Annotated in this window: 14 protein-coding genes and 1 pseudogene; 10 read left to right on the top strand and 5 right to left on the bottom strand. The window is 60.2% G+C overall.

Translation table 11 applies throughout. The features are described from left to right. Positions 1-37 precede the first annotated feature (37 nt). The 6 genes from KTJ77_RS05035 to mutM all read left to right on the top strand — a co-directional run bounded on the left by KTJ77_RS05035 (position 38) and on the right by mutM (position 5,132). Entirely contained in the window at positions 38-2,179 is a 2,142-nt protein-coding gene (locus KTJ77_RS05035; RefSeq protein ID WP_217338342.1) for an ATP-dependent DNA helicase RecG, read from the top strand. Between the two features lie 18 nt (positions 2,180-2,197). Beyond that, positions 2,198-2,695 carry a pantetheine-phosphate adenylyltransferase gene (gene coaD, locus KTJ77_RS05040; protein ID WP_217337379.1) on the top strand — a complete coding sequence of 166 codons (498 nt, stop codon included), beginning with the start codon at positions 2,198-2,200 and terminating at the stop codon, positions 2,693-2,695. Between the two features lie 126 nt (positions 2,696-2,821). Next, positions 2,822-3,316, top strand: a complete 495-nt coding sequence (locus tag KTJ77_RS05045) for a DUF177 domain-containing protein (protein WP_217338343.1) — start codon at positions 2,822-2,824, stop codon at positions 3,314-3,316. A 2-nt stretch (positions 3,317-3,318) separates the two neighbouring features. Next, the gene (gene rpmF, locus KTJ77_RS05050; RefSeq protein ID WP_105668338.1) at positions 3,319-3,528 is read left to right on the top strand and encodes a 50S ribosomal protein L32; all 210 of its coding nucleotides are present in this window, start codon (positions 3,319-3,321) and stop codon (positions 3,526-3,528) included. 26 nt (positions 3,529-3,554) lie between these two features. Next, positions 3,555-4,232: a ribonuclease III gene (rnc, locus tag KTJ77_RS05055; RefSeq protein WP_254367602.1), complete on the top strand. Its 678-nt coding sequence runs from the start codon at positions 3,555-3,557 to the stop codon at positions 4,230-4,232. Between the two features lie 9 nt (positions 4,233-4,241). Then, positions 4,242-5,132 (top strand): bifunctional DNA-formamidopyrimidine glycosylase/DNA-(apurinic or apyrimidinic site) lyase, encoded by an 891-nt coding sequence (mutM, locus tag KTJ77_RS05060; protein ID WP_217337381.1) that lies wholly within the window; start codon positions 4,242-4,244, stop codon positions 5,130-5,132. Between the two features lie 6 nt (positions 5,133-5,138). Here the strand turns inward: mutM and KTJ77_RS05065 are convergent, their stop codons facing one another. Beyond that, positions 5,139-5,513, bottom strand: coding sequence for a nuclear transport factor 2 family protein (locus KTJ77_RS05065; RefSeq protein ID WP_217337382.1), 375 nt, complete (start codon positions 5,511-5,513; stop codon positions 5,139-5,141). A gap of 107 nt (positions 5,514-5,620) precedes the next feature. On the opposite strand from KTJ77_RS05065, the gene KTJ77_RS13585 reads away from it, so the two are divergent. After that, the gene (locus tag KTJ77_RS13585) at positions 5,621-5,740 is read left to right on the top strand and encodes a zinc finger domain-containing protein (RefSeq protein WP_217338344.1); all 120 of its coding nucleotides are present in this window, start codon (positions 5,621-5,623) and stop codon (positions 5,738-5,740) included. Between the two features lie 29 nt (positions 5,741-5,769). Here KTJ77_RS13585 and KTJ77_RS05075 read toward each other — a convergent pair whose 3' ends face one another. Beyond that, a complete protein-coding gene (locus tag KTJ77_RS05075) occupies positions 5,770-6,162 on the bottom strand; it encodes a DUF4260 domain-containing protein (RefSeq protein ID WP_217337383.1) in 393 nt (130 codons plus the stop codon). Continuing rightward, positions 6,159-6,788 (bottom strand): TetR/AcrR family transcriptional regulator, encoded by a 630-nt coding sequence (locus KTJ77_RS05080; RefSeq protein WP_217337384.1) that lies wholly within the window; start codon positions 6,786-6,788, stop codon positions 6,159-6,161. Before KTJ77_RS05080 ends, KTJ77_RS05075 begins: the two co-directional genes overlap by 4 nt. Before the next feature lie 822 nt (positions 6,789-7,610). Between KTJ77_RS05080 and KTJ77_RS05085 the strand changes: the two genes are divergently transcribed. The 3 genes and pseudogenes from KTJ77_RS05085 to KTJ77_RS05095 all read left to right on the top strand — a co-directional run. Beyond that, positions 7,611-8,192, top strand: a complete 582-nt coding sequence (locus KTJ77_RS05085; protein WP_217337385.1) for a hypothetical protein — start codon at positions 7,611-7,613, stop codon at positions 8,190-8,192. 203 nt (positions 8,193-8,395) lie between these two features. Then, positions 8,396-8,680, top strand: a complete 285-nt coding sequence (locus tag KTJ77_RS05090) for a hypothetical protein (RefSeq protein ID WP_217337386.1) — start codon at positions 8,396-8,398, stop codon at positions 8,678-8,680. A 328-nt stretch (positions 8,681-9,008) separates the two neighbouring features. Next, positions 9,009-9,524, top strand: a pseudogene (locus tag KTJ77_RS05095) (integrase core domain-containing protein); the annotation flags it as partial. 63 nt (positions 9,525-9,587) lie between these two features. On the opposite strand, the gene KTJ77_RS05100 reads toward KTJ77_RS05095, so the two are convergent. Beyond that, on the bottom strand, positions 9,588-10,676 hold the full coding sequence (locus KTJ77_RS05100) for a GNAT family N-acetyltransferase (RefSeq protein ID WP_217337387.1): 1,089 nt from the start codon (positions 10,674-10,676) through the stop codon (positions 9,588-9,590). Positions 10,677-10,685: 9 nt separating this feature from the next. After that, positions 10,686-10,946: a hypothetical protein gene (locus tag KTJ77_RS05105; protein WP_217337388.1), complete on the bottom strand. Its 261-nt coding sequence runs from the start codon at positions 10,944-10,946 to the stop codon at positions 10,686-10,688. Positions 10,947-11,084 lie beyond the last annotated feature (138 nt).

Genomic DNA, 11,084 nt, shown 5'->3' on the forward strand with positions numbered 1-11,084 from the left:
GGGTGACCGCCATTAGGCTAAATGCGTGCGCTTCGTGATGGAATCTCGGTTGGATGGAGCCGTGGGCGGCAAAACCGCAACCGTGCTGCGGCGGGCCTTCGGCATGCACACCGTGGGTGACCTTCTCGCGCACTACCCGCGCCGATACGCGATGCACGGCGAGCTCACGCCAATCCGATCACTGCCTGTTGGTGAGCAGGTCACGATCATTGCCGAGGTGAAGCGCGTCACTGAGCGCCGCATGCAGGCGCGCAAAGGCATGATTCTTGAGGTTGTGATCGGCGACGGCAATGGGGAGATGAGCCTGACGTTCTTCAACCAGCAGTGGCGTGCAAAAGATCTCACTGTCGGCAGGCGCGGCATTTTTGCGGGCAAAGTCGGCATGTACAAGGGCGGGTTGCAGTTCTCGCACCCTGACTACGAACTTTTTGATTCTGCTGTCGAGATTGAGCCGGAACGGTGGGCAAATACACCGATTCCGATTTACCCGGCGACCTCAGCCATGGCGAGCTGGCAGATTCGGCGATCTATCGATCTCGTACTGGATGGCATTGACGAGAATGTGCCTGATCCGATTCCGGAACCACTGCGTACGTCAGAGGGTTTGCTGCCGGCGTATGACGCACTGATGGGGATTCACCGACCAGAATCTCTTGCGCAAGCCGAAAAGGCGCGCGAAACGCTTCGTCTTCAGGAGGCGCTGGTGCTCCAGACGGCGCTTGCGCAGCAGCGCGTCGCGGTGCGTGCGCTTGAAGCGACCCCGCGGCAGGCCGGCGCGCTTCTTGAGCGGTTTGACCGCGCGCTGCCGTTTGAGCTGACGCATGACCAGGAGGCCGTGGGGGAGCAGATCGCGCACAGTCTCGTGGCACCCTGGCCGATGAACCTGTTGGTACAGGGCGAAGTGGGGTCAGGCAAGACTCTCGTTGCATTGCGTGCCATGTTGCAGGTTGCGCAGTCGGGCGGGCAATCCGCCCTCATCGCACCCACCGAAGTGCTCGCCGCACAGCACCTGCGCTCGATCGCAAAGGCGCTGGGGCCGGAGCTTGCGCCACTTCTGATGCCAACGCTTTTGACGGGGCAGATGTCGGCGCCTGAGCGACGCAAAGCTGCGCTCCGGGTCGCGTCAGGGCAAGCGCTGATCGTAATCGGCACGCACGCGCTGCTGAGTGACAAGACCACGTTTGCAGACCTTGGGCTCGTCGTGGTGGACGAGCAACACCGGTTCGGGGTGGAACAACGAGAGACGCTGCGAGCCAAGGGCAGTGCGCCGCACGCGCTTGTGCTCACGGCAACCCCGATTCCGCGCACCGTCGCCATCACGGTTTTCGGAGACCTCGAGGTCGCGACGCTACGCACGATGCCCGCCGGTCGCGCGGGAATCTCAACGTTTGTCGCCCCGGTGGCAGAGAAACCTGCCTGGTTTGGTCGGGTGTGGGATCGCGCGACAGAAGAGGTCGCCAAGGGACACCAGGTGTTTGTGGTGTGTTCCGCAATCGATACCGAACAGGCGACGACGGAAGCCGAGGGGGAGGAGGCGCCGCCGCTGGAGGGCGAAGCGCAGCGTCCGCGGTGGGGAGTTGTGCAGGTGGCAGCCACGCTCGCGACGCTGCCCACCTTTGCCGGTGTGCGCGTCGAGATCCTGCACGGCAAAATGCCTTCGGAAGAGAAGGACGCGATCATGCGGTCGTTCGCGGCAGGCGACATCGATGTTCTCGTTGCCACAACCGTGATTGAGGTGGGCGTTGACGTGCCGAATGCCTCGACGATGATCATTTTGGATGCTGACCGGTTCGGTGTTTCACAGCTTCACCAGCTTCGTGGGCGCGTTGGCCGTGGCAGCGTCCCCGGGCTGTGCTTGCTCGTCACCGAGGCCAACCAGGGGACGCCAGCACGTGCGAGAGTCGATGCCGTTGCGGCAACGCTCGACGGCTTTGCGCTGGCTGAAGTCGACCTGGAACTGCGTGGTGAGGGTGACGTTCTCGGCGATGCGCAGTCAGGGGTGCGGTCATCGCTTCGCCTGTTGCGCGTTATGAAAGACCAGGCGGTCATCGAACTTGCTCGTGACGTGGCCGAGAAGATTCTCGCGGACGATCCGATGCTGACCAAGCACGCTGGGCTTGCCGATGCATTGAGCCGTCACATGACGCAGACGGAACGCGCGGCGCTGGCTAAGACGTAGTGTCGCTAGGCTAAAGACATGAGCTCACGTATCGCCGTCGTTCCGGGGTCGTTTGACCCGCCGACGCTCGGTCACCTAGACGTTATCCGCCGCGCAGCTGCGCTGTACGACGAACTGCACGTGCTTGTGGTCCACAACCCTGACAAAGAGGCTATGCTGCCCATCGCTCAGCGCCTCAGTCTGCTCGAACAGTCGATCAAAGAAGACGACATGGGTGGCAACGTCATTGTTGGGTCCTGGAGCATGGGTCTTCTCGTTGATTACGCCACCGATGTGGGAGCCGGGGTCCTGATTAAGGGCATCCGTTCTCAATTGGATGTCGCATATGAGACGCCGATGGCCATCGTGAACCGCCACCTCGCGCAGATTGAAACCGTGTTCTTACTTCCTGACCCGTCGCACGCGCTCGTTTCGAGTTCGTTGGTGCGCCAGGTCGCAGGTCTCGGCGGCGACGTGTCACCGTTCGTTCCGCCCGCGGTGGCGAAGTTCCTCGACACCGGTGCCCGCGACATCTGAGGCGCGGCGCCCGACCAACACACAGCCGCGCATCAGCGCGGCGCGATACGATTGACGATTGTGAAGACCAAGAAGCCAGGCCCGTTCGCGATTAATGTTCGAGACATCATCCACCACCCAGGGGAGATGCGCGAGCACGAGTTGACGATCCCGCTCACTGAAAAGTGGGGAGAGGGAATTGTCGCTATCGAAGCGGGCACTGACGTCGAAATTGACGTTCGGCTCGAGTCCGTTCACGAGGGGATTTTGGCAACAGCTGAGATCCACTCGGTGTTCGATGGAGTGTGTGGGCGATGCCTCACAGACCTGTCGGAGAGTGTCGAAGTCGAGATCCAGGAACTTTTCGCGTATTCTGGTGACGAAGCAACTGACTTTGAAGTTCAAGACGACCACGTGGATCTTGAAATTGCGGTCAGGGATGCGATTGTCCTATCGCTTCCGTTTCAACCGGTGTGTCAGCCGGATTGCCCCGGCCTTGATCCGGTCACGGGTGAGCGACTGACGGAAGCGCCGATTGAGCGTGCCGACGCGCCAACCGATCCTCGGTGGGCTGCGCTTCAAGGATTCACAGACCAGGCCAGCGGAGCACACTCTGCTGAGCAAAACACGGAAGAGAGCTAGTCATGGCAGGTAACCCCCCCAAGCGGAAGGTCTCCCGCTCAAATACTCGTTCACGTCGTGCGCAGTGGAAGGCAGCTCCCATCGCGCTCGTCAAGACGATTGAGAACGGCAAGGTTGTTTACAGCCGCCCGCACCAGGCCAAGGTTGTCACCGACTCGCAGGGCACTGAGCTGTTCCTCGAGTACAAGGGTCGCAAGGTCGCTGACGTTTAATTCGTCTCGGATGACTTGTGAGTGATTTGATCACCATCGCACAGAAGCTCGGCGTCGATATCGACGCCGAGCTTCTGTCGCTTGCACTGACACACCGTTCGTTCGCTTACGAGAACGGCGGCATTCCGCACAATGAGCGACTCGAGTTTCTCGGTGACTCTGTGCTGGGCCAGGCGACCACCGTGTTGCTTTACACTCGCCACCCCGACCTTGATGAGGGTGCGCTTGCGAAGCGCCGCGCATCGGTCGTGTCGACCGTCGCACTCGCCGAGGTTGCCCGTTCCATCGGTCTCGGCGAGTACATTCGCCTTGGTCGTGGTGAAGAGCAAACCGGCGGGCGTGACAAGGATTCAATCCTTGCCGACACCACCGAAGCGCTCATTGGTGCCACGTACCTTTCGGCTGGCCAAGACGCGGCAACCGCACTCGTGCACCGCCTCATCGAGCCGTTGCTGGCTGATCCCGATCGATACGGCGCCGCCATCGATCCGAAGACCGCGCTACAGGAAATGGCAGCGCGCGTCGCACAGTCGGTTCCTGTCTACACGATCGAAGGAACCGGACCTGACCACGACCGTCGCTTCTACGCGACCGTCACCGTTGGTGACGTGGTGTCATCGGGTGAGGGAACCAGCAAGAAGACAGCGGAGATGGCCGCGGCGCTCACCGCGTGGCACGTTCTGAACGACCGCTTGGCGAAGTAACGCGTTCCGTTGCCTGAACTTCCCGAAGTCGACGTCGTTCGCGCCGGACTCGCGCCTGCCGTCATTGGCGCCCGTGTGACCTCTGTCGAGGTGCGCGATGTGCGTGCTCTAACGCGCCATGTCGGAACCAGCGCTGACTTTGAAACGCAACTCACTGGTTCCGTCATTTCGGAAGCAGCCCGCCGCGGAAAGTTTCTCTGGCTGCCGATTTCTGATGATCGCGCCGTCGTAGGTCATCTCGGCATGAGTGGCCAGATTCTGCTCCGCGAGGCGGGAGCGCAGGCGGAGCGGCATGAGCGCGTGCGCATCATGATCGATCATCCGGTGCACGGGGAGCTAGCCGTGGTGTTTGCTGACCAGCGCACATTCGGATCCCTGGCGATCGACCACATGGTTCCGACCATCGATGGCGCTCCTGCCGGCTGGGGCACGACGCTGTCGATGATTCCCTCCCAGGTCGCGCATATTGCACGCGACCCGCTTGACGATGCGTTCGACGCGGGCGCGTTTCGTGCCGCACTTGCGAAGAAGGCCTCTGCTATCAAGCGGGTGCTGCTCGATCAGACCGTCGTGAGTGGCATCGGCAATATCTATGCAGACGAGTCGTTGTGGGCCACGCGCCTGCACCCCGAGCAGCCGGCGAACACGCTTTCTGCACGCAAAGTCACCGAGTTGCTTGGCGCCGTTCGCGCTGTGCTGCTGAAGGCGCTGGCGGAGGGCGGAACCAGCTTCGACGCCCAGTATGTCAACGTGAATGGGCAGGCTGGTTACTTTGCGCACTCGCTCAACGCTTATGGCCGGCAAGGGAAGCCATGTGACCGTTGCGGAAACGCGATCGTGCGCGAGAGCTTCATGAATCGCGGTTCGCACTTCTGTCCGCGGTGCCAGCGGCTGCGGTGAATATTATCAGGCGCGCTCGGGGCGAGTTCCTGCTGGAGCAGTCTGTGCAACATCGGTCCACACCTCGGTCATCACCGTGATGAGATCGTCTGCGGTCTCGACAAAGGTTGCGCATTCGAAGTGGTCGAGCCCGGTCTTGCCGATGGCTGTTACGTGTGAGCGACAGGCGGCTGCATGTGCGTCGCCGACAAGATCGTGAATGACGAGATGATCAAATCCTGGGTACTCGGCGTTCACGGCAATCCATTCGGCGCGGTTAAAGGACTCACCGGTGTGTACGTACCGACAAATGAAGTCGGGGTGAAGGAATTGACTGAGATCTGACCAGCGGCGCTCGTCAATAGCGCGCATGAGGTTTCTGAGTAATTCTGGCGCAGACATGCGCTTATTGTATTCGGGTCCGTTTTGATGAATCGTTCTTACGTGGTCGGATACAAGGGGCAGGTCAACGTCAGAAAGTGATGTAGACGGGGTGCTTCGCACGCTCGCTGCACACGTACGGTCGCGGGGGAGAACCATGTGCCCGCTGCAGGGCTACGATGAAGCGCATTCCGTTTGCGGGGCGATCCTCGACCTTCTGCCCTCAGTGCCAGCGCAAAAAAGTATGAGTTCAAATCGATTGATCTCGGGTCTTCGCTCATCGCGTTACAGTTTTGGCTGGTCCAATCGTACCCAGGTGCGTGTTCTGGAATGAATCGGAGTGTTTCAAGCCATAACCAAGCGCTCTGTCGACGCCAATATGGAATGCCCAGCTGCAAGCAAGAATCACAAGCCATGCGATGTGGTTTCCAGATGCCGCAAGCAATGCGTAGACAGCGCCGAGCGATGCCGGCACCAGGTACGTGTGCCCGAGATTGTAGAGATTCGCGCCCCAGGTGGTGTTCTTGAGGTATCCGATCATTGACGCGTCAAACAATAAGAACAATACGAGTGGCCACCACCAAGCGTGACCCTGCGTGATCAGCAACACTAAAGCGAAGATCGCGATGGAGCCTGACTCAACACGTTGAAATGTAGTGGGTGAGATCATGGTGATTTCCTATCGACTGAGTTTGGTAAGGAAAGTGCATGTCGGTCACCCCGGTACTGCACCGCATCGAGTGCTGCGTGCACCGACTGCCTGATTAGACGGTCATCTATACCTGGGAGCCCAGGAATGATCGCGCGCATCATGAGGGGCGCTGTGAGTAAATCAGTGACCCAATCGACATCGCGCGGGAGCTTGATTTCTCCGCGATTTGTGGCGCGCTGCAGGATGCTTTGGAGCGCTTCTCGGCGAGGTGCCTGGAACTGTTCGATGAACGGCATTGCGTGGTCTGGTGTCGAGCTAACCTCGGCAAGCCAGCCTGGGAGGCCGCGAGTTATGAGGGGCGCACTGAACAGTAAACGTTGACGTCGCTGGAACTCAGCGAGGTCTTTCACAAGTGATTCGGTGTCGATGTCGTCGAGGTCATGATCCAGAGCTTGGAGGGCGTGAGGCACGACATCCGCGAGTCGGCGGAAGCGCCGATAGAACGCGGGCTTGTTCGTTCCTGCGCGCTCGACGACTTGATCAACAGTCACTTGTGAATAGCCGTGCTCAACGACGAGCTCTGACGCTGCTTGGATGATGCGATCGTCGGTCTCGGTTCTTCGCGGGCGTCCTAGATTCGTCATAACGTTACTCAGAGTAACGTATATCTTAGGTTCCTGAAATCATGAGAGATGCTTTCCGCAGCTAGCGGCAGGCAGGAGCGCTCGGCGCATCTGAGGTTCGCGACACCTGAGACAGTTCAGCCAGCAGCGCCCGAACCATGCTCGCACTAGAGTGCGATGCGTTTGACAAAGTCGGACGAAATCGACACATGAGCGTAAGTAGGCGATCCGCGGATATCTTCGTGCGGGCGACAAATACAGCGCCCTTCGTGAACTCATCTAGCTCGGCGACAACCTCGCGTCCGAGCATGGCCTTGTGCGCGGTGTGCTCGGCCTCGCTGAACCGGAGCTGACTGGTGATCGTGCCTGGGATGCAGCGCTTACGGCTCTTGTGGACCTTCGTCTCGGTGAAGAGGGGCTCCCAGCTCCCGCGTGGGCTGTTGCCCCGAATCGGCGGCTCAGGACGCCTCGCACCCTGGATGTGGATCCTGCAGATCCGATTCCAGGACCCGACGATGTACCTGTCGAGTTCCTCGACCGTGGAGTTCTTGTTTGGCGCGACACTCTGGCAAGTGTCTGATGGCTGATGCACTCGATCGTGAGGACATCATCTCCAGGCTTCGCGATCTCGTGGCAAAGGCAACGGTCATCGAGTGCTTTTCATGATTTGAATGGCCCGGCTGATTCTTGTTGAGATCTGCCCACTTTTTGCAGGGAAGACGACGTTGCGCATGTGCCTCAGCGGCAGGCAACGCAGGTCCAGTACGCTGGGCGGATCAGCCACACGGATTGAAGAGGGAGCTACCAGTGCGAATCAAAGCGGTGCAGGATCCTCTCGGCGTTATGGAGAAGAACGACGCACGGTTTCGCCTGGTGCTCTTTGCCGATGAGACTCTCGCCATGACCGCCTACGACATTGCCGACACATCAATCGAGAACGCGCTGGAAGCGGCTTACGAGATTTCGCATGGACATCAGGTGATGTGGGGTTTGGCGCTGCTGGATGCTTCAGCTTCTGGTGGTCTCACCTGGATTTCCGGCACGAACTACACGCACAAGCCGACGACTACCCGCCAGTGGCAACATCGTCGCACGATGCAAGACCGATACCTGATGGCCAAGAGCGGGTCAGCCGCTCCTGTGCTTCTGCCGACCGGGCTACGTCTCATCCGTATGTTTGGCGAATGGGCGACGTGCTGGGGTATCTGGGAGAGTTTCACCGACAACTACCCTTGTGACCCTTGCGTCCTCGGTGTTTCCGCCGCTCTGACCGATGACCTGTTCGCCTGGAATGAGACGTACAACGGCCGGCAAATCGACGATCCCGTATCCCAAAGCTGGAGGACGACGGGGGAATTGCTTTATAAACGACTGCAAGCTGAACTCGACGGCGTCGCCGAAGTCCGGCCCGAGTTCTTGTTCTGAGGACAGTTCGTCGGCCGCGTTTCGGCGGAGGACGGCCTGCGCGCGACGAGCACGGATCACTGTTTGACTCGGCCACATGCCGAGCAAGCGACGGCCGCCGAGCCGGTGTGTGATCGTGCGTCCGCTCGGCGCGGCTGGCGTGCTCTCCTTGTCATTACCGATTTCGGCTCTCGCTATGCTGAAGCGATGGGGAGTGCGCGCGTATGACCAAGAGTGGGGAGAGTTCGCGGGGCGCTCATCGGGCGTCACGCATCAGTGCCGCAGGCAAACACGGTCTGCGAGTGTTCGGCGGGTTCTTCGCCGCGGCGGTGCTCTTCTTCGTTGTCACCTTCGGGCCGTACAAGTCCGTTAGCGGGAGCCGTGAGCTGCCGATGCCCGAGTGGATCATGCTCCTGCCGACATTGATTGCGCTCGGGGCGGGGGTCACTACGGCTCTGATCGTGATGGTCGTCGACCTCGTGCGTGATCGTCCGTTAACTCGAGAGTAAAGCTCCAAAGCGGTCCGGCGCTCGCTTGCAGGTGAGGAAACGACGTTTTGAGCGCACCGGTGGTGCCGCAGTCACGCAGCCTCCAGGTGATCGAGTAGCGCTGTGACGCTGATATATAAGGGATGACGTCTGGTGTGCGCGTCGGATGCTTCGCGCCCTGAATTTGTTCACGATTGCAGCGGCGATGAGCAGCGTCGGTAGCCCGATCAAGAACGCCAAAAACAGAGTGATCGGAGCGAAATAGAGCAAGCCGTAGACCTGGAAAGGCAAGCTCATCATGAACGAAATGCCGATGGCAAAGAGAACGAACCAGCCGCTTGCGCGACCTGTCCCCGATGGCGGCGGGCATCGGATGATGGGTCGCACGATCGGGAACCGGAACAACAAGAAGAAGGGCCGCGGGTACTCGTTCCTCCATCATGCTGTCGATGATCACTCCCGACTGGCCTACTCCGAGATCCTTGGCGACGAACGCAAAGAGACCGCGTCAGCGTTCTGGGAGAGAGCGAGCGCGTTCTTCGCCGACGCGGGCATCACCGTCCGAGAAGTCCTAACTGACAATGGCTCCTGCTACCGATCACGCGCGTTCGCGACAGCGCTCGGCCCCGATATCAAGCACCGCTTCACGAGGCCCTACCGGCCCCAGACGAACGGGAAAGTCGAACGCTTCAACCGCACCCTCGCCCAGGAATGGGCCTACGCCCGGACTTACGCCAGCGACGAAGCCCGAGCAGTGGCCTATGACACCTGGCTCCATCACTACAATCACCACAGACCCCATACCGGCATCGACGGCCAAACACCCTCAGACCGCGTTCACAACCTCACTGGGAACTACATCTAGCGCCACCCTAGGATGTCGCGGATCGTTGGGGGCAACGCCGTCGCGCCGCTCCCAACGATCCAATTACGAAAGAACTTTCTTCCACGCCCCGATGTGGGCGGCGGGATAAAAGCCGAGCTCTTCATTGATGGACAGCATCGGACGGTTCTCCTCCGCGTTCCACGTGATGATGCGGGGCGATTCGGGCGCCAGCTCGCGAAGGCGCAGAATGCCTGCCGACTTCACGAGCGCACCGAGACGGTGGCCACGGTGATCGCTCAGCACGAGAGTGTCGTTCTGGTGTGTGGTGAGCGTGTGATCCAACGGAATATTGAGTTCGTTGAACGCGCACAGTTCACCAGTCACGCGGTGGCGAGCAGCCGTCACGAGCTGGGTGCGTTCGCCATCGAGAATGCGTGATTCCATTTTGCGGAGGCGCGCGTCATCCCACGACTCTTCGTCGAACTCCATATCGGCGCTCGGCGCGTCGGTCACCATCCGTTCTTTCATGAGGCAGTAGCCCGCGACGAACTCCGCGGGTGTCGGCAGCATCCACTGCACAACCTCGTAATCAGACGCCGCGACGCGTGCTTCACCACCGATGCGGTGAACAGTCGACAGATCTCCCTGCAGATCGAACAGGCTTTTGCGCTCCACCTGCTCGAGCGAATAGCCATGCCGCATGTAGAACCGTGCGATGTGATCTTTCGGCACATATCCGAAGCCGGTCGGTGGCTCGATGCGTGGCTCATCGCTTGCGGGATGTTCCGCCCACGACTGCAGAGACGTACGACCCGCGTCGCGGGCGATCTGCTCCACGACTTCGTATGCCGCCGATCCGTAGCCCTGTCCCCAAACATCTTGGATCAACTCGATGATCCAGAAGGCAACGTGCGACTCGCCTTCGAGGGGGAGGTCGACGCCAGCGCGACCGACGACGACCCCGTCCACCTCGATGAGCAAGAAGTGACGCTTCGTATACTCGTCCGCCCAGAAGTTCGGCAGGAGTTCAGACGCGGTCATGGCTTCGTCGTCGCTGCCGGAGATTTCGCGGTAGATGCGGTTGCGCACGTCCACCATGGCGAGAAAATCGGTGGCATCGTCGTTGTCGACACTGGCGGGGATGATGTACGGGCGAACGGTGAGCCCGGCAATCTTTGTCTTCGTGTTCATGCTGTCTCCTCAAACGTGCAGCAGGTGCAGATAGTGGTCGGTGCGTGCGGCAACTTCACGGCGTTCGCGGTCATCGCGAAGTCGAAGCTGATGCGCACGAGCGGCGTGATCGATGGGAGTCGGGAGGTGCGAGAGCAACCAAATGGCTACCCGCACCGATGCCCGGCGGGTGAATGTGAGTTCGCGCAGAGGCGCGGTTGTGGTCGGCAACGCCTGCAGATGGGCAGTTTCGTGCACATCGAGGCGACGCGAAACGAGAGTCGTAGACACGACGGATCCTTACGGTTGATGGGAGCGAAATGCTCGAAGCGGAACCAGAAAGCAGGTTCCAGAGGGGAAGTGACGAGATATCGTCAGAGCGCACGAAATAGAATCGTGCGCAGAGTGGCCGGAGCGGGGGCAGAGCCC

The sequence above is a fragment of the Microbacterium sp. NC79 genome (assembly GCF_019061125.1).
GTDB lineage: Bacteria > Actinomycetota > Actinomycetes > Actinomycetales > Microbacteriaceae > Microbacterium.

What these genes read in the sequence shown, in the direction of transcription:
- KTJ77_RS05035 (WP_217338342.1), top strand. Translation starts at nt 38, where the DNA reads ATGGAATCTCGGTTGGATGGAGCCGTGGGCGGCAAAACCGCAACCGTG.
- coaD (WP_217337379.1), top strand. Translation starts at nt 2,198, where the DNA reads ATGAGCTCACGTATCGCCGTCGTTCCGGGGTCGTTTGACCCGCCGACG.
- KTJ77_RS05045 (WP_217338343.1), top strand. Translation starts at nt 2,822, where the DNA reads ATGCGCGAGCACGAGTTGACGATCCCGCTCACTGAAAAGTGGGGAGAG.
- rpmF (WP_105668338.1), top strand. Translation starts at nt 3,319, where the DNA reads ATGGCAGGTAACCCCCCCAAGCGGAAGGTCTCCCGCTCAAATACTCGT.
- KTJ77_RS05065 (WP_217337382.1), bottom strand. Translation starts at nt 5,513, where the DNA reads ATGTCTGCGCCAGAATTACTCAGAAACCTCATGCGCGCTATTGACGAG.
- KTJ77_RS05075 (WP_217337383.1), bottom strand. Translation starts at nt 6,162, where the DNA reads ATGATCTCACCCACTACATTTCAACGTGTTGAGTCAGGCTCCATCGCG.
- KTJ77_RS05080 (WP_217337384.1), bottom strand. Translation starts at nt 6,788, where the DNA reads ATGACGAATCTAGGACGCCCGCGAAGAACCGAGACCGACGATCGCATC.
- KTJ77_RS05085 (WP_217337385.1), top strand. Translation starts at nt 7,611, where the DNA reads ATGGAGAAGAACGACGCACGGTTTCGCCTGGTGCTCTTTGCCGATGAG.
- KTJ77_RS05090 (WP_217337386.1), top strand. Translation starts at nt 8,396, where the DNA reads ATGACCAAGAGTGGGGAGAGTTCGCGGGGCGCTCATCGGGCGTCACGC.
- KTJ77_RS05100 (WP_217337387.1), bottom strand. Translation starts at nt 10,676, where the DNA reads ATGAACACGAAGACAAAGATTGCCGGGCTCACCGTTCGCCCGTACATC.